Genomic DNA, 18,307 nt, shown 5'->3' on the forward strand with positions numbered 1-18,307 from the left:
CCTTTACAGACTTATTCAAGCAGGTCCGCAGCCTCCCGCACACATTCAGCTGTCCCAAACCGAATCAATTGATTCAGCCGTTTTTCTATGGTTTCTGAAGATGTCTCTTCAGTTTGTGTCGCTGCAACGAGGATTTCTCCATGTTCATCCTGTTCACCGCCCAGCACTTTCATCCGCTCGGCTTCCGCCCCCATGACAGCCCTGACAAAGAATTGGTCTTTCGCAAAGCCGTTGATCAAAATCCATATCGAAAAGCCGGACATGACACAAATACAAACGGACAGCTCTTCGTCTTCAAACGTACGGCACACAAGCCGGTCAAGTCTGCCGGAGGAGGCCATCGCACAGGTTTCCTGCGGATAAAAGCCGTTTTCAGATAAATAGGCTGAAAGCTCCTCTTTTTGATCAGACTGGGCAGGCAGCCGTTTATGGAGAAACGTCCGGTTCCAAGAAAAGCCTGAACCGACAGGAGCAGAAGCCAGCGTGCGGAGCGGGATTTCCGTTTGCAAGAGGATCTCGTCGCGCCGCACTTGCAGCAAAGTTTCAAACGGAATCGCCTGCTGCTTTAGGTCGCTGTTTTCAGGCTGAATTGCAATAAGCGGTTTAGGCAATTGATGATGGATGAAAGTGCTGACTTTCGTGTTATACAACGCCTTAATGTGCTCTTCTGTGATGGCGGTTTCCGGTTTTTGCTTAGGCCCGGCTGTTCCGTTTTTTATAAAGACGATTTCATCACAGTACAGGCTAGCGGTGTTCAGATCGTGAAAAACACTGACAGCAGTCAGCCCATTTTCTCTCGTCAGGCGCTTGATAAGATCGAGCAGTTCTTTTTGATAGGCCAAATCCAGAAAATTAGTCGGTTCGTCTAAAAATAAAATGCGCGGCTGCTGCGCCAGTGCTTGAGCCAAATAAACCCGCTGCTGTTCGCCCCCGCTTAGATCACGAATCGATTTCTCAGCGAAAGCGAGTACCCCTGTTTGTTCCATCGCATTCCGAATAATGGCTTCATCCTCTTCAGTCTGCTGGCTGAACAGCCCTTTTTGAAATGGATATCTGCCGAAGGATACGGTTTCTTTGACAGTGAAGCTAAAGGCTTGCTCTGTTTTTTGCGGCAGAACCGCCATCATTTGCGCCAGTTTCTTCGGTTTATATTCAGTGAGTGGTTTGCCAGCCAGACAAACGGAGCCTTCTATTGCCGGAAGTGTTCCTGTCAGCAAGTGAAGCAGTGTTGTTTTTCCGCTCCCGTTCGGTCCGAGAATGCCAAGAAATTCTCCCTTCTTCACTGTTAAACTGATATTTTTAATCAGCCGGCTGTCTCCGTAACCTCCCGACAGCCCCTCTGCCTTGATCATAAGCTTCTCCCCCCGCGATGCTGCCGAATTAAAATCAGAGCGAAAACAGGAGCTCCCGCTAAGGCTGTAATAATGCCGATCGGCAGTTCAACCGGTTCAATCATTGTTCTCGAAAGCAGATCGGCCAAAACGAGAAATCCCGCGCCAAGCAAGGCAGACAGCGGCAATAAATGCCGGTGATCCGTTCCCCACAGCAATCTTGTGATATGCGGAATCACAAGCCCGACAAAGCCAATGGTGCCGGATACAGCCACAGCGCTGCCTGTCAGCAGTGACCCTGCAATTAAAATCAGCATTTTTCTGTGCTGGACGCTGACCCCGAGAAGCCTTGCTTTCTCCTCTCCATAGGTCATCACGTTGAGTTCTCTTCCGTTTATGATCAGGATCACGGTTCCTAAAAGAAAAAACGGGAGAAACAGGGCAACGTAGCTCCAGCCTCTCATCGAGACGCTGCCAAGCAGCCAATGCACAATCGGCAGCAAATTATCACCTGTCAGAGCAATGATGAGAGAAATAAATGCGCCCAAAAATGAATTGATGATGACACCGGTCAGAATAAGCGTAGAGACAGACATCGAAGCGTGAACGAGGCGGCTGAACGAAAGAACAGCCACAATCGTGACAAGCGCTGCTGCTACACTTACAACCGGCAGTGTAAAGCCTCCGATGACGGGTAATTGCAGTCCAAAAAATAAGGTTGAAACCGCCCCGACGGAAGCACCGGACGAAACACCGAGCGTATACGGATCAGCGAGCGGATTTTTCAAAAGCCCCTGAAAAGCAGCCCCTGCGATAGAAAGAGCCGCCCCCACAAGGGCGGCCAGCACGACTCTCGGCAGTCTGATATTCATCATAATATTTGTATACATTGGATCATAGGAGCCGGCAGAGCCGCCAAAACCTTCATGCCAAAAGATATGAAAGATGGCGGATATCGGAATTGGCAGACTGCCGCAGGAAATGCCCAATATGATACTGGCAGCTAAAAATAAGAAACTGATGCTATAAGCAGCAAAACGATTATTCTTTAAACGTATCCGGGTAGATGCTTTCCGCAAGTTCTTCGACCCCTTCGATCAGACGCGGACCTGAACGTGTGACGAGATCAGGATCAACATCATAAACGCGATGATGTTTCACAGCATTGATTCCGCTCCAGCCATCGCGTTTTTCCACCGCATCCGCTTTTACACCGTCCGTTGTGACAATGGCGTCTGGATTCAGCTTTACGATGACCTCGTCTGTCATTTGCACCCAGCCTTTTTGATCCGCTGCAGCGTTTTTAGCATGGATGACATTCAGCATTTCATTCATAAACGTGTCTTTTCCGGTTGTGTAAATGTCAGGATCAGGCGAAACCTCAATAAAGACGCTTTTTTCCTCGTCTTTTGAAATGGATTTCGCTTTTTCTTTAATCTCCTGCAGGTCTGATTTCATGCTGTTGACCAGTTGGCCCGCTTTTTTCTCAGCTCCGGCAGCTTCACCGATCATTTCGATTGATTTGTATACCTCTGCGAATGATTGTGCATCATTGACAGTCAGCACAGCAATGCCAGCGTCCTTCAGCTGCTTGATAGCATCTGCTGAAGCTGACATGGAAGATTCATGAGCGAGAACGAGATCAGGTTTAAGAGAAATGACTTTCTCGACGTTTACATTCATATCCCCAACCTTCTCAACCTGTTTGACTTCCTTTGGATATGTATCGTTTGTGGTGACGCCGACCACTTTGTCACCGAGTCCGAGAGCATATGTAATTTCCGTGTTGCTCGGCATTAACGAAACAATTTTTTTCGGCTCCTTTTTGATGGTAACATCCTGGTTCGACGCATCATCAATTGTGACAGGGAACGCTTCAGACGCGGCTGTCTTTTGCTTCGCATTGGAATCCTTCTCATCTGCCGCATTGCCGCAGCCTGAAATCATAATGGCGGTCAGCAGAAGCACCGCCCATATTCCGGCTAATTTTTTCATACCCTTTCCTCCTAAATGAACTAAAAAAGCATCTCTACGATGGTAAAGACGCTGTAAACAACAAAAAAGCCTATTGTTTACACATCATCTGTCCTCGCAGACTTCGTGTTTATCAAACAGGCAGGTATCCTGGCTCTTGGCGCAAAGGCCAATTACAGTGGCGGGACCGCACCGGCTTTTACCGGTTTCCCTATTAAGCCGGCTATTTTCACGTACCGGCACCTGTTTGACATTCGTATCCTTTTTCGGAGTTATTATACTATATGGCTGACAGGCTTGTATATGCAGTATGAATGACTTTTCCGCCGCTGCATGTATGGAAGCAAAATTCTCGTAAACACTAAATTTCAGCTTGTATACTAAGTAGCATGATCAATAAAAAAGGAATGATTCTTATGGACTTACAGCTAAAAGACAAGCTTGTCTTAATCACAGGCTCAACTTCCGGCATCGGGAAAGCCGCAGCGAAAAGCTTTTTGCAAGAAGGGGCAGCCGTTATAGTCAATGGCCGAAAACAAGAGACAGTCGATCGCACGGTTGAAGAGCTTTCTTCATATGGAACGGTGCATGGAGCAGCCGCTGACTTATCAAAACCGGATGAAGCAGCAGCTTTTCTTGAAAAAGTGAAGCAGATCGGTGATATAGATGTTCTTGTCAACAATCTCGGTTTCTTTGAAGTGAAGGATTTCGCCGAGGTAACGGATGAAGAATGGAATCAATATTTTGAAGTAAACGTGATGAGCGCTGTTCGGACAAGCCGTCACTTCCTTCCAAAGATGCTTGCCAAAAACAGCGGCCGCATTTTGAATATCGCAAGTGAAGCAGGCGTCAAACCGCTTCCGACTATGATTCCTTATTCAATGACCAAAACAGCGCTGATCAGCCTGTCCAGAGGAATGGCTGAAATGACGAAGGGCACAAAGGTTACGGTTAATTCAGTGCTCCCGGGACCTACTTGGACAGAAGGCGTTGCTTCCTATATGGAGGGCGCCGCAAAGGCAGCCGGCCAGGATACAGATACATTTGTGAAAGACTATTTCAAAGTGAATGAGCCGACTTCACTCATTCAAAGATACGCAACAGCCGAAGAAGTCGCGAGCACAATTGTATTCCTTGCATCTGATGCCGCATCTGCCATTAACGGCACGGCACAGCGTGTGGAAGGCGGCATTATCCGTTCACTTTAAATACAAAAACGCATCCGTTTTCGGATGCGTTTTTTTTATAACTCCCCAGCGAATGGAACCGGCTGGTATCCGCCCGTTTCAAGTTTGGCTGAAAACAATCCGCCCGCATGAGGCTGTTCATATCTTTCTGTTTCAGTCATTTGTTCAGTAGCTGTTGTGATGTAAAGGGTTTTCATGTCCTGGCCGCCGAACGCACAGCACGTGACATATTTGGCCGGAACACTTATTGAACCAATTTCTTTTTTCTGAAAAGGATCAATGTGAACCACACGGCTCCCGCCAAACAGCGCCACCCACAGCATGCCGTTTTGATCAATTGTCATGCCATCCGGCAGTCCATCCGATTTTTCAAAACGGTAGACGGTTTCTCGGTTTGAGACGTTTCCGCTTTCGGGATCGTATTGATAGCACACAATCTCCTGCGTCGGCGTGTCAATGTAGTACATCAGGCTGCGTTCGCGATCCCAATCCAAACCGTTCGAGGTTGAAACTTGATCTTTCATTTTGACAAGGCTGCCATCTGTGTCCAAACGGTAAAGCGAGGCTTGTTTTTGTTCGCCTTCCATGCTCGTCGTTCCTGCCCAAAGCCTTCCGTACGGATCACATTTGGCGTCGTTAAACCGAAGGCTCTCATGCATATCCTTCGGCTGTTTGATTTTTTCAAGACTATCATCAAGAAGATGATACAGGTAAAAACCGTCTTTCATCGTCATGATCAGCTCATCCTTTGAATATTTCGCAAGCGCCGTCACAAAGGATGTAAATTTGACCGAACGATTGATTTTTTCTTTAGGATCGAAAATATGGAGCTCGCTTCCTAAAATATCAACCCAGTATAGACGGCCGTTTTCTTCATCCCATAACGGACCTTCACCGATTACTGCCCTAGTGTCTGCTTCTAATATTGCATCCATGTGTAACACCTCTTTAGCTTCAGTCTATATATTGTTATTCCCGGCAAAGAGGTGTCCAAACCACACGCCTTATTCTTTTTTGAAAAGGATGGTAATGACGGAGCCAATATTGATCCTGCTGTTGACGTGAATCGTTCCGTTATGCAAATGCACCAGCTCTTTGGCAATCGCCAGTCCAAGCCCCGTCCCGGCAGCCGGATCTTTCGTATTGGTTCCTCTGTAATAACGGTTAAATAAATGGGTAATCGTTTCCTCGTCCATTCCTTTTCCATTGTCTTTGACCTTCAATGAAATATGATTTTTTGTCTGTTCAAGAACCACCTGGATCGCTGTTCCTTTATCGTTGTGCTTCACAGCATTTCCGAGCAGATTTTCCAGAATGCGTCTGAACCAGGCTTCATCCAGCGCAAATTCAATATGCTCTTCTCTTGATACAAATGAAATATCATATCCTTCAGAAAACGGATTTTTCTTGAAGTCCTCAATGACATTTTTAAAAAACGGAATGAGGTTCGTGAGCTTTCTCTCCATCGGCAGAGCGTCATTTTTCAGACGATACGTTAAATTTAAGTCCTCGATCAGCTTTGACATGTATTCCGATTTCTCTCTGACAACCTGTCCCATTTCTTTCACTTCATCAGGAGACCATTCGTATTGCTTCGATTCAAGCATCATGCTGTAGCCGTAAATGCTGCTGAGGGGTGTTTTTAAATCATGAGACAAACCGGCGATCCATTCTTCCCGTGTCGCCTGGATTTTTTCTCTGTTTGTCTTATCCCGTCTCAGCGTTTCAGTCAGCTGATCCATAGATTCAAATATCTCACCGAAGAAGCGGTAAGGCTGTTTGATTTTTCCCTTTTTGTTTTTACTGACAGGGCGCCCTTTACGGTTTTTCGGTTCTTCAAGCTTCCCTTTTGATAGATTGACAAGCCATTTGATTGTATGAAAAATCGGCAAACCGAATCTGAACATATACCAGGCAGTCATCCAGAATATATAAAGAATCAAAACGCCCATAATCAGAAACATCGCTTTCAGGACAACCCTCAGAAACGATTTATTAAACTCCTGGTCAGTAATATAGACAGGGTTTGGCACCGAAGCGACCATCCACCTGTTTTGATCGAGGAATTTAACAGAAATCTCCCGTTTATAGTTCCATGGTTTAGAGCTGTATTTGAGAAGCTCCAGCTGGTTCATCGTTTTTCTTTCGCTTTTCTTGCTGTTAATGCTGTCGAGTATGTTCCCGTTTCTGTCTAACAGATACACGGCTCCTTTTTCACGCTTAATATAGTCAATTGTACTGGACTTATATTGTGACAAAGAGTCGATGGAGGGTTCACGGCTTTCAATGGAAGTCAGCAGCTGTTCGCTCTTTGATTTCCAGCCGAACAAGAGGAGGTACGACTTGTCTTCAATATTGATTGCCCAATAATTCAGCTTATAGTTATCAAGCTTCTTGCTTTTATAAATAGACAAAAGCTCCTTCTTGGTGTAGGTGCCGGGCACGTCTTTCGGCACGCTGTAGGAATAATCCGTTTTTCCATTAGAATCAATGATTTGCATCCAGCCGTGCTGTTTATCAACAGATTTCTTCAGAAAATCGTCCACTTCCCATGACCCGTCTTCGTTTACATCGAGATACGCCTCAAGCGTGTCAGTCGTTGCCTTTGTCAGCCCTGAATTTGATTCCGCATCGCTGAATCGCGAGTCTAAATAGAAAAAGGAAGCCACAAGCATGATCGAAAGAAGAAGGATAACAATCAGCATCTGCCCGAAAAAGTGAAACAGAAACTTCCACCTTAACCTCATGGGCGCTTTCCGTTTCCTTCTGGACTCGGGATAAAACGGTATCCGAGACCGCGAACGGTTACGATATATTCCGGATTGCTCGGGTCACGCTCAATTTTTTCCCGGAGCTTACGGATATGAACCATGACGGTATTGTTATCTCCGTACGAAGGATAGCCCCATACTTTTTCATAAATTTGATCTTTAGAAAGCACCACATTGGGATGTTCGCAAAAATACTGAAGCAGCTGCAAAAGCTGAGCCGAACAGGCTACAGTTTCCCCGCCCACAATCAGCTCGGCATTTTGCGGAGAAAATGTAAAGTAATCATATGTATAGGTTTTGTTTGATTCGGCTGCATTCGACTGATACGTACGCTTTAAATGCGCTCTGATCCGCGCGGCTAATTCCAGCGGATTAAATGGTTTTGTAATATAATCATCAGCTCCGACCGCAAAACCCGATAATTTGTCAGCGTCCGATGATCTCGCCGTCAGGAAAAAAATCGGGGCGTCTGAATACTCCCTGATTAATGTGCAGGCCTCAAAACCGGTCATTCCGCCCATCATGACATCCAATACGATTAAATCAACCTTATTTGTCTTGACAACCGGAATGGCTTCCTCTGCACTTGCCGCATCCAGTATATGTCGATAACCTTCTTTTTCGAGAACGCGTTTGATCATATCCACAATCGCTTTCTCATCGTCTACGATTAAAATTGACGCATTTTCCACTTTTATGTTCCTTTCTGTCACTGTTTTTTTCATCTTATCATTATATCGTTTCTTTTTGGTACATTTTTGAATAGGAGGGCTCTTGACGGGGGTGAACAGCAGGAAACGGGAACCTGCAAAATGTTCCCGTTTTTCTTAGAATGAGGTATCGTTATGAGTTCTCGTCTACCATATAAAGAATAAACTCCCAAAATCCCGGAACATCCTGACACAGAAGCATATCAGCCTTTTCAAACATTTTGATTTTCAGCTCCTGCTCCAAATCTTCTCTTTCTTGATAAGACGTATTGCTGAGTTTTTTTCTGATCATCGGTGAAAAGCATGCAATCAGATGCTCAATGTCGTACATTTCATCTTTATTCCTATTATGTTCAAACTGGCCGCTCACAGTTTACTTTTCCCCCTTTTTTTGCGCCTCTAGCTGCTTTCTGATATTTTCTAACCCCTTTTTATGAATATTAGAGATATTTTGCCGGGACTCACCTAATGAATCAGCGATTTCCTGCATCGTGGCACCGTGAAGATAGACTTTTGTCAGCACGCTTTTTTGTTTGTCAGTCAGCTTCTGGATCGCTTGATAAAGCTGATAATCCTGGACATGCTGGCTCAAATCATCCTGCAGGTCTAAAAATTCCTCAAACGCGTCACTTCCCGCTTCGGCAGGAAGTCGTTCTCCTGCTTCCGGATGATCAACCGTCAGCGGATACCGTTTTTGATTTTTGCGAACCCGCTTATCAAAATCGATGGAAAAAATCCGAATCATTGAATTCATATACTTGACGATGCGAATCTCCTTATAAAATTGCTTGAATTGCTCGTCCAACGATTTTGCATCCTTTTCATTCGGGTTTTCCATTACATTTTTGAACAAACGGTAATGCTGAGGGTTGCTCAAAAAATGCTTCACGATGGGATGCTTCATAATCTCCTTACATTTCGATCGCAACAGACCTTGATAGTCCATCAAACCGCCTCCCTACTAAATTAAATGAAGGAAAGCAAAAAAAAGTAAACTACTACTTTCAGACTAGCGCTTGCTGAAGCAAACCTTCCAGTCATGGTTTACGATTTCTTGGATTCCCTTCACTTACTTACATGACTGCACAAAAAGGAGGGAGGTGTTTTTCATGGATCAGGTTTTTATAGAGGAAGTCGTCAAGCAGATCAGCAATCTCGGGTTCCCGGCACTGATCGCGATGTACCTGCTGACCCGTTTCGAGAAAAAATTCGATCAGCTCATTGAACTGATGACAGAGCTGAAAGATCAGAAAGCGAAACATTAATTTTGTATCGAAGTTGACTTTTCATCGGTTTTTTTCACTTAACAAGACAGAAGGGAAAACGAAAGGCCTTTCACATTCTCTTTCTGCGCCACAATTATTTTTAAGGAGGAGACAGGAAAATGAAAAAACAAAACGACATTCCCCAGCCAATCAGAGGAGATAAGGGAGCGACAGTGAAAATCCCGCGTAATATTGAAAGGGACCGGCAGAATCCCGATATGCTCGTACCGCCGGAAACCGATCATGGCACCGTTGAAAATATGAAGTTTTCTTTCTCAGATACTCATAACCGTTTGGAAAAAGGCGGGTACGCCCGTGAAGTTACCGTACGTGAGCTGCCGATTTCAGAAAACCTGGCTTCTGTTAATATGCGGCTGAAACCTGGCGCCATTCGAGAGCTTCATTGGCATAAGGAAGCAGAGTGGGCTTATATGATCTACGGGAAAGCACGCGTCACGATTGTGGATGAAAAGGGCCGCAGCTTTATTGATGATGTAGGCGAAGGAGATTTATGGTACTTCCCGTCAGGCCTGCCGCACTCGATTCAAGCGCTTGAAGAAGGGGCAGAGTTCCTGCTCGTATTTGACGACGGGTCATTCTCTGAAAACAGCACGTTCCAGCTGACAGACTGGCTTGCCCACACCCCTAAAGAAGTGATTGCCGCTAATTTTGGCGTAACAGAAGAAGAAATCGCCAATTTGCCGGGCAAAGAAAAATATATATTTGAAAAACCTGTGCCCGGCTGTTTAAAAGATGACATTGTGGAAGGGCCGTACGGCGAAGTGCCTTATCCGTTTACGTACCGCCTTCTTGAACAGGAGCCGATTGCATCAGAAGGAGGAAAGGTGTACATTGCGGATTCGACAAACTTTACAGTGTCTAAAACCATTGCATCCGCGCTTGTAACCGTGGAACCAGGCGCCATGAGAGAACTTCACTGGCATCCGAATACGCATGAATGGCAATATTACATCTCCGGTAAAGCGAGAATGACCGTTTTTGCTGCTGACGGCCATGCGAGAACCTTTAACTATCAAGCCGGTGATGTCGGTTATGTTCCATTTGCGATGGGCCACTACGTAGAAAACCTCGGCGATGAACCGCTCGTCTTTTTAGAAATCTTTAAAGATGACCATTATGCTGATGTGTCTTTAAACCAATGGCTCGCAATGCTTCCTGAAACCTTCGTCCAAGAACACCTTGACTTAGGCAAAGAGTTTACGGATGTCCTTTCAAAAGAAAAGCATCCGGTTGTGAAAAAGAAAAGCAGTAAATAAAAAACTGGCAGCTTGCAGAGAGCGCTCGTTCTCTCTCTGCAAGCGCTGATAAGGAGCTGAACCAGTGATACATCAAAAGTATTTATTACGGCAGGCCGTACAGTATGTGCTGGCAGCGGCGGCTGTGTTATTTTGCTATTTTACAATCATTCTCTGTGTCTTTTCTTTGGCGGGAACGAGCTACCGATCAGCTGCTCATGTCCTGCTTTTTGCTATGTTATTTCTTGTGCTCGGACTATGCTTTGAACCTTTTGAACGGCTGATGATACATAGTTTTACGTTTTTTAAGACTGGAAAACGAGCTTTTATCCTTATGGCCGGCACCGTCCAGCTGCTGTTTTTATGGATGACCGCTTATACGGCAGATCAAATGATTCATAACATTTGGCTGTCAACCACAGAAGAAATGATCCTCGCAGCCGTTTTTCTTATTTTGGATAAATGCAATTCAGCACTGCCCAAATAAAAAAAGAACGCCATCCGATTGGATGCGTTCTTTTTATTCATATCGAAGCGCGTCAACAGGCTGAAGCTTCGATGCCTTAATGGACGGCAGCAAGCCGAAAATAATGCCGACTGCCATTGAGAAAATGAGTGCTCCGATAACTGCCGGAACGGAGATGATAAAAGGCATCGGAAAGATCACCGTGATAAGTTTAGCGATGCCAAAGCCCGCCAGCACACCGAGAATTCCGCCAATACTTGTCAGCACGACGGCCTCTGTTAAAAATTGAAATAAAATCACGCGCCGCTTGGCACCGAGCGCCTTCTTAATTCCGATTTCCCGCGTTCGCTCCGTCACTGAAACAAGCATAATGTTCATGACACCGATGCCTCCGACCAAAAGTGAGATGCTTGCAATTCCGCCAAGCAGCAGAGCGAATGACTGGTTAAAGGACTCCACTTCCTGAGCGACCTCCTGAAGATCCATCACGCTGTACTCCGCTTTTTCCAAATCAGCATCTGACAGTCCTTGATTTAGAAGGTCCGCGGCCATTACACCGGCTTCTTGGATATGCTCAGAAGAATCTGCCTGCACCGCAATCTGTGTCGGCGCGTCAAATCCTTCAATAAGCGGCCACACTTTTTTCGGCACATATAAAACCGGATTCGCATATTCGCCATCAAACATGCTTTCTTCCTGTTTCTTTTCATGAAAAACACCGGCAACCCGGAACGGCACACCATTCATCTCAATGTTTTTGTGCAGAGCGTCACCGTCAGGAAACAGCTCATCTCTTGCGGCCTCATTGATCATAACCACTTGGTGTGTGCTGTTTAATTCTTTTTCCGCCAGCTTTCTCCCCTCAGTGATGCTGATCGGGAACATATTGAAATAATCAGCATCCACTCCGTACACTTGAGGATAAGAAACGTTCGTTAAGTGAAAAACGGTGGCGCCTTCGGACAAGTAATATAAAGATAATCCTTTTACCACCGGGTCTGATTTTATTGCCTTAATGGTTTCTTCAGATACAGGGGGTGCGGACGTGTAAGAAACCTCCTGATAACCGCCTTCCTCCTCCCCGCCTGTTGGCTGGTACACAACATTAATCGCGTTATTTCCCATGCCTATCATGCTTTGCTTTAATTGCTCGCTTTGGCCTTTCAGCATAGAGACGATCGCAATGATCGCCGCTATACCGATAATGACACCAAGCATCGTAAGAATCGACCTCAGCTTATGTGAAAAAATAGATTGAAAGGAGATCCGAATATGTTCAAGCATGGCTAATCCCTCTCTCGTCTAACACTAATTCTCCGTCTCTGATAAACACGGTTCTGTCGGCTTTTCTGGCGACGTCCGGGTCATGGGTAATCATAATGATCGTTGTGCCTTCCTGATGCAATTGTGAAAACAGCGACAAAATTTGTTCACTTGATTTTGTATCAAGCGCCCCGGTCGGTTCATCTGCCAGAATAAACCGAGGCTGATTGACAAGGGCTCTGGCAATCGCCACCCGCTGCTTTTGTCCGCCGGACAGCTTTGGCGGCTTGTAAGAGATCCTATCTTTCAAACCAACCTTTTCAAGAGCTTCATAGGCTCTTTGTCTTCTTTCTTTTTTCTTTACCTTATTGTAAATCATCGGCAGCTCAACATTTTGCAGTGCGGTAAGGCGCGGCAGCAAATGAAAGGTTTGAAACACAAACCCGATCGATTCGTTGCGAATGTCAGCCAAAGCACCGTCTTTCCCTTTTAATACATCCATCTGGTCCAGCATATAGGTTCCGGAGGTCGGCCTGTCCAAACAGCCTATAATATTCATTAACGTAGACTTCCCTGAACCGGACGGCCCCATAATGGCCAGAAATTCACCAGCTTTGACGGTGAGATTAATATGCTTTAAGATCGGCACCTCTTCTTTGCCCAGCTTGTACGTTTTAGAAATATTATTCAGTGTCAGCATTGACTGTAACCTGCTTTCCTTCCTTGACCGCGGGATCAGGATAGATCACATAATCTTCCGGCGTCAGGCCGCTTTTGATTTCGACCATGTCACTTTCGTCTGTCTCCCCGATTTCAACAGGCTGTTTAACCGCTTTCTGCTCCTCATCCGTCTTCCAAACGTATGGTTCGCCATCATCTTGGATAATCATGTCGGACGGCAGCTTAATGGTATTCGCATCTGCTTCGTCACTCATGACTTCAATATTGACATGATAGCCGACTTCAAGGCCCTTATGGCTGTCCAATAAAACAGTGAAAGGATAGTTAGAGGATTGGGGATTCATTTCCTCTTCAGCATAACTTTCTGACTCTTCCCCCTCGCCTGTTCCAGCAGGAAGCTTGCCGATTGAAGTAATCTTGCCTTTCCACTCGCCTTCACCGCCTGTTTTCAGCGTAACTCTGACTTTGCTGCCTTTTTTAATCGTGTCCATTAACAGCTCGTTGATTTGGCTTTTCACAAGGTATTTGCCCGTTGAAACGATTTGGATATACGGGCCTGCTGCCTGATCACCCGTTGCGCCGTCCGCAATATCCTGATTGACGCTTTGAACGATACCGTCATGCTTGCTTGTGATCACATTTGAACCTTTGTTTTTCGTAAGTGCAGCCAGTTCTTTTTGGTGCTGCTTCAGTTCAAGCTGGCTTGTCTTTAAATCAAAATTGGCCTGGTCAAGCTCGTCTTGAAGCTGTGCTTTCTCGTCTTTTCCGGCTGTCTTTAGCTTCTTCTCAGTTTCTGCTATTGATTTTTGCAAGCGGCTGATTTGAAGGTTTGTCATTTCGGTTTGTAAATTGCTTTGCTCAATTTCGTCAGAATGATCCTCGCCCTCGTACTCGAAAAGCTTATCGCCTTTTTTAACCTTATCGCCTTCTTTGACGTACGTTTTTTTAATGCTTCCTTTCTCTGAATCTATGTATACTTTTTGCTGTTTCTCTGGCTCAACTTTTCCCGAAAACGGTTGGGCAGATTCAGATTCACCGCCCATATACACTGCGACCGATTCAGCATAAGGCTCCGATGATACGGCAACTTGGTTCATGTGAGTAAAAAAGTAAAAACCGCCGGCACCGATCCCCGCCAGTACGAGCACACCGGCACATATCGAACCGGCAATAAGCCATTTTTTCTTCTTGGACACAATGATCTCCTCTTTCTGTAATCTTCGTAATATTTTCGAAACATTCTAACCAATATTATCTATTAATTCAAATAGACTTTCAATCTTTTTCTTCAAAATCTGGAATTAGCAAGAAAAATTATATTTTTGTGGTTAAAAATAAAAAAATCCCGGCGTCATACCGGGATTTTTCTTACACAGAAACAAGCTGTTTTTCAGTTTTAATCAGGTCATAAGTTAAGCATACTGGTTTATTTGTACGAGGATCAGTGACGATTTCGGCATCAATCTGGAATACCCGCTTCAAAATATCCGGCGTCATGACCTCCAGTGCGGTCCCTTCCTTAATAACCGTGCCTTTTTTGAGCGCAATCATATAATGGGAAAATCGGGCCGCGTGATTCAGATCATGAATCACCATTAAAATCGTCCGTCCTTGCTCCTTGTTCAGTCTGTCAAGCAGCTGCAGGATTTCGAGCTGATGTGCGAGATCGAGATATGTTGTAGGCTCGTCAAGCAAAAGCAGCTCTGTCCCTTGTGCAAGCGCCATCGCAATCCACACGCGCTGACGCTGTCCGCCTGACAATGCCTCAATCGGACGCTCATGGTATTCCGCCATGCCGGTTTCTTCGAGTGCCCATTTGATGATGCGGCGGTCTTCATCATTTAATCTGCCGAAGCCTGATTGATGCGGAAATCTGCCGTACGACACCAATTCGTACACCGTTAAACCGCTCGGAGCCTCAGGCGTCTGCGGCAGAATGGCCATATCCTTCGCAATGTCCTTAGTAGACATTTTATGAATCGCATTGCCGTTTAAGTAAACGGCACCTTGATGCGAGCGCATAATTCTGGACATCGTTTTTAATATCGTTGACTTTCCGCAGCCATTCGGCCCAATTAAGGTTGTTATTTTTCCTTTAGGAATGGATATATTTAAATCTTCTACAATCAGCCTGTCGCCATAACCGATCCCAAGCTGTTCCGTTGATAATGAATTCAAGTTCGGTCCCCTCCTCAATTCGATTTCATCAATAAATAAATAAAGTAAGGCGCACCTAAAACGGAGATGACAAGTCCGACCGGAATTTCTGACGGTGCCAATACATTTCTCGCCAGCGTATCAGCCAGAAGAAACAGAAACGCGCCGATAAAGGCGGAAACCGGTATAAGCGTCTGGTGGCGGGGACCGGTAAGCCTCCTTGCCACATGCGGTGCAATTAATCCGAGGAACGCGATGCCTCCTGCAGCTGCCACACAGGATGCGGCAAGAGCGACCGCTGCCAGAAGGAGAATCCGTCTTTCCTTTTCAACAGCAGTGCCAAGTCCGGTCGCTAAGTGGTCTCCCAGCTGTAAAATGTTCAGATAGCGTGCTTTATATAAAGTAAAAGGAAGCAAGATCACAATCCAGGGGAGTACCGCCCAGATCATGTTCCAATTGGCCCCCCATATCGAGCCTGATATCCAAACTGCAGCCTGCATAAAGTCATGCGGGTCCATTTTGAGCTGAAAAATAAGCAAAAGGGCATTAAATCCGGCATTTACACCGATTCCGACTAGGATCAGCCGAATCGGAGTCACACCTTTTTTCCAAGCCAGAAGATAAATGAGAAACGCGGCGAGGAACGCGCCTGCCAGAGCGCTGAACGGCAGCATAAACGTCCCTAAAAAGCCGAGATCTGATGCTGACCCTTGAAAAAAGTAAATAAAGAGCACAACAGCAAGCGAACCCCCGGCGTTAATCCCGAGAATACCCGGTTCAGCCAAATCATTTTGAGACACGCTTTGCAAAATGGCTCCGGCAACAGCAATACCCGCCCCAACAAGCAGCGACAACATTATTCGCGGCAGCCTGAACTCAAATAAGACAAGCTCATCCCGCGCCGTTCCTTGGCCGAAAAAGACCTTGAGCGTTTCCAATGGGGCAATTTTAATGACACCCAGATTCAGACTGATAAAAAAGACAAACATGATCAGCAGAAAAGTTACTGCTATCACAACAAGAGGTTTTTTCGTTTTCATTACAGCCCTCTCCTTTCACGACGTGCCAAATAAAAGAAAAAGGGAACACCGATGAGAGAGGTCAGCGCGCCGACAGGCGTTTCAAACGGCGCGTTCACGAGTCTGGCCGCAATGTCAGCAAAAACAAGCAAAACAGCGCCAAGCACCGCCGAGCAAGGAATAATCCACCGATAATCAACCCCTACCAAAAACCTTGTGATATGAGGAATGATCAGTCCGATAAACGCGATGGTGCCGGCAATGGAAACAGCAGCTCCCGTCAACACCACAACGACAAGCATGCCAACCAGTTTCACCGCTGATGTATACTGCCCAAGCCCCTTCGCCAGATCGTCACCGAGGCTTAACACCGTCACAGACCGGGCAATGATAAACGCAAACGTCAAACCGACAGCTCCTGCAATAACCAGCAGCTGAACGCCTGACCATTTCACACCCGCTACCCCGCCTGCGTACCAAAAGCTGACATCCTGTGCTACATCAAAACGGAGCGCAATTGCGGTTGAAATGCCCGTAAAGAAATAACTGACGGCCGTTCCGGCAAGAGCAAGCTTTACAGGCGTGAGACCGCCCCTGGAAAACATGCCGATGCCCAATACCGTCGATGCCCCCAGTCCGGCGCCCGCAAAGGACCACAGCACAAGCCCGAAGGCAGAAAGCCCTGGAAAAAAAGCAAACGCAATCGAAATAGCAAAAGCAGAGCCCGATGTTATCCCCATAATAGAAGGCTCCGCCAATGGGTTTCTCGTCATGCCCTGCATGATCGCCCCAGACACGGCTAACAATGCGCCGACAAGCGCGGCAGCAGCCGTTCTTGGCAGCCGAAGATCGTGTATAATTTGGTGTGAGGTTTCATTTGGCTGGAAATGAAAGATGGCGTCCCACACAGTCCGTAAATGGATATCCGCAGCACCGAGAGAAATGGACAGCATCGCGCCGAAGCATAATAAACATACCCCCGCAACAAGCACAATGACCGCACCAAACGACCGGGATGTCCATTGAATTTCTTCATCTGATATCATCTGTTTATTTTTCATGTGACTCAACAGCCGTACTTCCTTTCGATAATGATAATGATTATCAATTGCTGTTTCAGTATATCACTTTTTTCTGCTGATTTAATAGAGCGTTTTGATAAAAATGAGAATATGAATGCAAAAATATCGTGTCAACTGGCACTTGTGATGGTATAATCACAGGTGATAATGATTCTCTTTATCATCTATTTATTTGGAAAGAAGGTATGAGATATGACCCATACATACAAGAAGCTTGGTGCCGCTTTTTTTGCTCTTTTATTGATTGCAGCGCTGGCAGCCTGCGGAAATCACTCAGAAAGCAAAGGCTCTTCCTCTGATTCAAAAGACGAAGAAACCGTTACATACAAGGCTGAAAACGGAAATGTAAAAATTCCCAAACATCCTAAACGGGTGGTTGTCATGGCTGACGGCTACTACGGAGACTTCAAAACACTGGGCATCAACGTCGTCGGTGCACCTGAAAATGTATTTAAAAACCCTTACTACAAAGGTAAAACCGACGGTGTCACAAATATCGGAGACGGCACTTCTGTTGAAAAAGTGATTGATTTAAACCCTGACCTGATCATCGTTTGGACTACACAAGGCGCCGATATTAAAAAGCTCGAAAAAATCGCGCCGACTGTTGCGGTGAAATACGATAAACTCGATAACATCGAACAGTTTAAAGAATTCGCAAAAATGACAGGAACGGAAGATAAAGCGGAGAAGTGGCTTGCCGAGTGGGACAAAAAAGTCGCGGCAGCCAAAACAAAAATTCAAAAAGTCATTGGTGACAAAACAGTTTCTATTATGCAAACAAACGGCAAAGACATTTATGTATTCGGTAAAGATTTCGGAAGAGGCGGAAGCATCGTCTACAAAGATCTTGGTTTACAGGCCACAAAACTGACAAAGGAAAAAGCGATTGACCAAGGCCCAGGGTATACCAGCATTTCTTTAGAAAAGCTCCCTGACTTCGCCGGAGATTACATTTTCGCGGGTCCATGGCAATCAGGCGGAGACGATGGCGGCGTATTTGACAGTTCCATTTGGAAAAACCTCGATGCTGTCAAAAATGATCATGTCTATAAAATTGACCCGATCGGCTTCTATTTCTCAGACCCGATTTCACTAGAGGGACAGCTGAAGTTTATCACGAAAAGCTTAACAAAATAAACAAA

At 45.7% G+C, this 18,307-nt stretch carries 19 protein-coding genes and 1 riboswitch; of the genes, 5 read left to right on the plus strand and 14 right to left on the minus strand.

The annotated features are described in order from the left end of the window. Positions 1–11: 11 nt before the first annotated feature. Genes NYE43_RS17320 through NYE43_RS17330 form a run of 3 tightly spaced genes read right to left on the minus strand, consistent with a single transcriptional unit; the run spans position 12 to position 3,326 of the window. Positions 12–1,352, minus strand: a complete 1,341-nt coding sequence (locus tag NYE43_RS17320) for an ABC transporter ATP-binding protein (protein ID WP_185848641.1) — start codon at positions 1,350–1,352, stop codon at positions 12–14. Next, positions 1,349–2,410 (minus strand): FecCD family ABC transporter permease, encoded by a 1,062-nt coding sequence (locus NYE43_RS17325; protein WP_185848640.1) that lies wholly within the window; start codon positions 2,408–2,410, stop codon positions 1,349–1,351. Before NYE43_RS17325 ends, NYE43_RS17320 begins: the two co-directional genes overlap by 4 nt. Continuing rightward, positions 2,373–3,326, minus strand: coding sequence for an ABC transporter substrate-binding protein (locus NYE43_RS17330; protein WP_185848639.1), 954 nt, complete (start codon positions 3,324–3,326; stop codon positions 2,373–2,375). Before NYE43_RS17330 ends, NYE43_RS17325 begins: the two co-directional genes overlap by 38 nt. Before the next feature lie 102 nt (positions 3,327–3,428). After that, a riboswitch (cobalamin riboswitch) is annotated at positions 3,429–3,567 on the minus strand. Between the two features lie 154 nt (positions 3,568–3,721). On the opposite strand from NYE43_RS17330, the gene NYE43_RS17335 reads away from it, so the two are divergent. Further along, entirely contained in the window at positions 3,722–4,513 is a 792-nt protein-coding gene (locus NYE43_RS17335) for an SDR family NAD(P)-dependent oxidoreductase (protein WP_024122809.1), read from the plus strand. Positions 4,514–4,548: 35 nt separating this feature from the next. Here NYE43_RS17335 and NYE43_RS17340 read toward each other — a convergent pair whose 3' ends face one another. The 5 genes from NYE43_RS17340 to sigO all read right to left on the minus strand — a co-directional run bounded on the left by NYE43_RS17340 (position 4,549) and on the right by sigO (position 8,877). Beyond that, positions 4,549–5,427, minus strand: coding sequence for an SMP-30/gluconolactonase/LRE family protein (locus NYE43_RS17340; RefSeq protein WP_185848638.1), 879 nt, complete (start codon positions 5,425–5,427; stop codon positions 4,549–4,551). Positions 5,428–5,496: 69 nt separating this feature from the next. After that, positions 5,497–7,239, minus strand: coding sequence for an ATP-binding response regulator (locus tag NYE43_RS17345; RefSeq protein ID WP_185848637.1), 1,743 nt, complete (start codon positions 7,237–7,239; stop codon positions 5,497–5,499). Continuing rightward, on the minus strand, positions 7,236–7,955 hold the full coding sequence (gene yvrH, locus NYE43_RS17350) for a two-component system response regulator YvrH (RefSeq protein WP_024122812.1): 720 nt from the start codon (positions 7,953–7,955) through the stop codon (positions 7,236–7,238). Before yvrH ends, NYE43_RS17345 begins: the two co-directional genes overlap by 4 nt. A gap of 151 nt (positions 7,956–8,106) precedes the next feature. Continuing rightward, positions 8,107–8,343, minus strand: a complete 237-nt coding sequence (rsoA, locus tag NYE43_RS17355) for a sigma-O factor regulator RsoA (protein WP_024122813.1) — start codon at positions 8,341–8,343, stop codon at positions 8,107–8,109. A gap of 3 nt (positions 8,344–8,346) precedes the next feature. Beyond that, on the minus strand, positions 8,347–8,877 hold the full coding sequence (gene sigO / locus NYE43_RS17360; RefSeq protein ID WP_081638364.1) for an RNA polymerase sigma factor SigO: 531 nt from the start codon (positions 8,875–8,877) through the stop codon (positions 8,347–8,349). Positions 8,878–9,082: 205 nt separating this feature from the next. Here sigO and NYE43_RS17365 point away from each other — a divergent pair, with 205 nt between their 5' ends. The 3 genes from NYE43_RS17365 to NYE43_RS17375 all read left to right on the plus strand — a co-directional run bounded on the left by NYE43_RS17365 (position 9,083) and on the right by NYE43_RS17375 (position 10,981). Then, a complete protein-coding gene (locus tag NYE43_RS17365; RefSeq protein ID WP_024122815.1) occupies positions 9,083–9,238 on the plus strand; it encodes a YvrJ family protein in 156 nt (51 codons plus the stop codon). Between the two features lie 119 nt (positions 9,239–9,357). Then, complete coding sequence (gene oxdC / locus NYE43_RS17370) at positions 9,358–10,515, plus strand: oxalate decarboxylase (protein WP_010331853.1); 1,158 nt, start codon at positions 9,358–9,360, stop codon at positions 10,513–10,515. Positions 10,516–10,579: 64 nt separating this feature from the next. Next, complete coding sequence (locus NYE43_RS17375; RefSeq protein WP_101859964.1) at positions 10,580–10,981, plus strand: regulatory YrvL family protein; 402 nt, start codon at positions 10,580–10,582, stop codon at positions 10,979–10,981. A 33-nt stretch (positions 10,982–11,014) separates the two neighbouring features. Here the strand turns inward: NYE43_RS17375 and NYE43_RS17380 are convergent, their stop codons facing one another. The 6 genes from NYE43_RS17380 to NYE43_RS17405 form a co-directional block, all read right to left on the minus strand. Then, complete coding sequence (locus tag NYE43_RS17380; protein WP_024122818.1) at positions 11,015–12,244, minus strand: ABC transporter permease; 1,230 nt, start codon at positions 12,242–12,244, stop codon at positions 11,015–11,017. Continuing rightward, complete coding sequence (locus NYE43_RS17385) at positions 12,237–12,923, minus strand: ABC transporter ATP-binding protein (RefSeq protein ID WP_216393855.1); 687 nt, start codon at positions 12,921–12,923, stop codon at positions 12,237–12,239. The genes NYE43_RS17380 and NYE43_RS17385 overlap by 8 nt, the downstream gene beginning before the upstream one ends. After that, positions 12,907–14,100 carry an efflux RND transporter periplasmic adaptor subunit gene (locus NYE43_RS17390; RefSeq protein ID WP_341062247.1) on the minus strand — a complete coding sequence of 398 codons (1,194 nt, stop codon included), beginning with the start codon at positions 14,098–14,100 and terminating at the stop codon, positions 12,907–12,909. The genes NYE43_RS17385 and NYE43_RS17390 overlap by 17 nt, the downstream gene beginning before the upstream one ends. 172 nt (positions 14,101–14,272) lie before the next feature. Beyond that, positions 14,273–15,082: an ABC transporter ATP-binding protein gene (locus NYE43_RS17395; protein ID WP_024122821.1), complete on the minus strand. Its 810-nt coding sequence runs from the start codon at positions 15,080–15,082 to the stop codon at positions 14,273–14,275. A gap of 14 nt (positions 15,083–15,096) precedes the next feature. Further along, positions 15,097–16,101, minus strand: a complete 1,005-nt coding sequence (locus NYE43_RS17400) for a FecCD family ABC transporter permease (protein ID WP_229043915.1) — start codon at positions 16,099–16,101, stop codon at positions 15,097–15,099. Then, positions 16,101–17,141, minus strand: coding sequence for a FecCD family ABC transporter permease (locus tag NYE43_RS17405; protein ID WP_369810958.1), 1,041 nt, complete (start codon positions 17,139–17,141; stop codon positions 16,101–16,103). Before NYE43_RS17405 ends, NYE43_RS17400 begins: the two co-directional genes overlap by 1 nt. Positions 17,142–17,354: 213 nt before the next feature. Between NYE43_RS17405 and NYE43_RS17410 the strand changes: the two genes are divergently transcribed. Continuing rightward, positions 17,355–18,302, plus strand: a complete 948-nt coding sequence (locus tag NYE43_RS17410; protein WP_198098012.1) for an iron-hydroxamate ABC transporter substrate-binding protein — start codon at positions 17,355–17,357, stop codon at positions 18,300–18,302. The last annotated feature ends 5 nt before the right edge of the window (positions 18,303–18,307 follow it).

The sequence above is a fragment of the Bacillus sp. FSL R5-0434 genome, from assembly GCF_038004745.1.
Lineage (GTDB): Bacteria > Bacillota > Bacilli > Bacillales > Bacillaceae > Bacillus > Bacillus halotolerans.

Bases quoted from the DNA above. Each gene is read 5' to 3' on its own strand.
- oxdC (WP_010331853.1), top strand. From the start codon at position 9,358: ATGAAAAAACAAAACGACATTCCCCAGCCAATCAGAGGAGATAAGGGA.
- NYE43_RS17320 (WP_185848641.1), bottom strand. From the start codon at position 1,352: ATGATCAAGGCAGAGGGGCTGTCGGGAGGTTACGGAGACAGCCGGCTG.
- NYE43_RS17335 (WP_024122809.1), top strand. From the start codon at position 3,722: ATGGACTTACAGCTAAAAGACAAGCTTGTCTTAATCACAGGCTCAACT.
- NYE43_RS17340 (WP_185848638.1), bottom strand. From the start codon at position 5,427: ATGGATGCAATATTAGAAGCAGACACTAGGGCAGTAATCGGTGAAGGT.
- NYE43_RS17365 (WP_024122815.1), top strand. From the start codon at position 9,083: ATGGATCAGGTTTTTATAGAGGAAGTCGTCAAGCAGATCAGCAATCTC.
- NYE43_RS17385 (WP_216393855.1), bottom strand. From the start codon at position 12,923: ATGCTGACACTGAATAATATTTCTAAAACGTACAAGCTGGGCAAAGAA.
- NYE43_RS17405 (WP_369810958.1), bottom strand. From the start codon at position 17,141: ATGAAAAATAAACAGATGATATCAGATGAAGAAATTCAATGGACATCC.
- sigO (WP_081638364.1), bottom strand. From the start codon at position 8,877: ATGAAGCATCCCATCGTGAAGCATTTTTTGAGCAACCCTCAGCATTAC.
- NYE43_RS17410 (WP_198098012.1), top strand. From the start codon at position 17,355: ATGACCCATACATACAAGAAGCTTGGTGCCGCTTTTTTTGCTCTTTTA.
- NYE43_RS17400 (WP_229043915.1), bottom strand. From the start codon at position 16,101: ATGAAAACGAAAAAACCTCTTGTTGTGATAGCAGTAACTTTTCTGCTG.
- NYE43_RS17330 (WP_185848639.1), bottom strand. From the start codon at position 3,326: ATGAAAAAATTAGCCGGAATATGGGCGGTGCTTCTGCTGACCGCCATT.
- NYE43_RS17380 (WP_024122818.1), bottom strand. From the start codon at position 12,244: ATGCTTGAACATATTCGGATCTCCTTTCAATCTATTTTTTCACATAAG.
- NYE43_RS17345 (WP_185848637.1), bottom strand. From the start codon at position 7,239: ATGAGGTTAAGGTGGAAGTTTCTGTTTCACTTTTTCGGGCAGATGCTG.